General features: G+C 78.9%; 1 protein-coding gene. It reads right to left on the bottom strand.

Annotation, left to right across the window (positions count from 1 at the left end):
• Positions 1–1,432 (bottom strand): PLP-dependent aminotransferase family protein (locus ABZ885_RS40875; protein WP_360200245.1); only part of this gene is annotated, 1,432 nt, incomplete at its 3' end.
• Positions 1,433–1,537: the final 105 nt, after the last annotated feature.

Here is a 1,537-nt window from a genome sequence, read left to right as displayed (position 1 = left end):
CGACGGCGGCGGGCACGGCGGCGGCGGGCAGGGTCAGCGGCAGCCGGATGCGGTGCTCGAAGGCGCCGTCCGAGCCGAAGCGGTTGCCCGCCGCGATCCGCACGCCGTCGTGCTCGCCGGCCAGCGCGAGCGCCGTCCCGGAGACGTCGCCGGTGGCCGCCCAGAGTGCGAGGCCGCCGGGCGGGGTGGCGTAGCGCCAGTGCGGCAGGTGGGTGCGCAGCGCGTCGGCGAAGGCGTCGGCGGTGGTGCGCAGCCGGTCCAGCTGGTGGGCGCGGACGGCCTCCAGCGGCTCGCCGAGCAGGTCGGCGGCGATCAGCTGGTCCAGCACCGGGGCGCCGACGTCGCTGTAGACGCGTTCGCCGGCCAGCCTGCGGACCAGGGCGGGCGCGGCCCGGACCCAGCCGATCCGCAGGCCGCCCCAGAGCAGCTTGCCGGCCGAGCCGACGGTGACCACCTGGGCGGCGCGGTCCAGCGCGGCCATCGGCCGGGGGAGCGCGGTGCCGTCCGGGACGCCCCAGCCGAGTTCGGCGGTGGTCTCGTCGACCAGCACCACGGCGCCGGCGGCGCGGGCGGCGGCCAGCAGCTCGCGGCGCTGCTCCTCGCCGACCAGGGCGCCGGTGGGGTTGTGGAAGTCCGGGATCACGTAGGCGGCGCGGGGTGCGGCGCCGTGCAGGACGCGGCGCCACTCGGCGAGGTCCCACTCCGGCTGCCGGTCCGGGCCGCCCGGCCGGGCGTACGGGACGGGGACCAGCCGGGCGTCGCCGCGGCGCAGCGCCTGGAGGGTGTGCGCGTAGCTGGGCGCCTCGACCGCGACCCGGTCGCCGCGGCCGATCAGGGCCCGCTGCGCCAGGTGCAGGCCGCCCATCGCGCCGATGGTGATGAGGATCTGGTCGGGCGTGGTCGGCAGGCCGCGCCGGGTGTAGCGGCGGGCCACCGCCTCGCGCAGCACCGGGACGCCGGCGGGGTAGTGGCCGTGCCCGGCGGCGTACGCGGGCAGCTGCTCGACGGCGCGGGCGGCGGCCGCGCCGAGGAAGGGCTGCGGGGCGGGCAGTGCGGCGACGCCGAGGTCCAGGGTGCGGCCCTGTTCGTCCGGGGGCAGCGGGTGCAGTGCGTCGCCGGGCGGCGGGGCGCCCTCGGGCAGGGCGGTCCAGCTTCCGGAGCCGCGCCGGCTGTGCAGGTAGCCGTCGCTGCGCAGGGCCTCGTAGGCGGTGGCCACGGTGGTGCGGCTGAGCTGCAGGGCGAGGGCCAGTTCGCGTTCGGCGGGGAGCCGGGCGCCGACCGGCAGGCGGCCTTCGGTGACCAGCAGGCGGATCTGCCCGGCCAGGGTCCGGTAGGCGGGCCGGCGGGTGCCGGCCGGTTCGGGCAGCCGGGCGGTGGTGGAGAGCAGCCGGGCGAGCGCGGCGGCGGTGACGGTGCTGTGCCAGTCGGCCATGGGTGATCAGTCCAGACGGTCCTCCGCCGGGTCGTGGCGGAGCGTCAGTCCGGCCCACTCGCGCGGGGTGACGGTGTCGGGGAGCACCTGCGGGTGCAGGTTGAT

Origin of the sequence: Kitasatospora sp. NPDC047058, from assembly GCF_040643935.1 — a bacterium.
Lineage (GTDB): Bacteria > Actinomycetota > Actinomycetes > Streptomycetales > Streptomycetaceae > Kitasatospora.
Note: the sequence above shows the minus strand (reverse complement) of the source record. Positions and strands in the feature narration are given on the sequence as shown.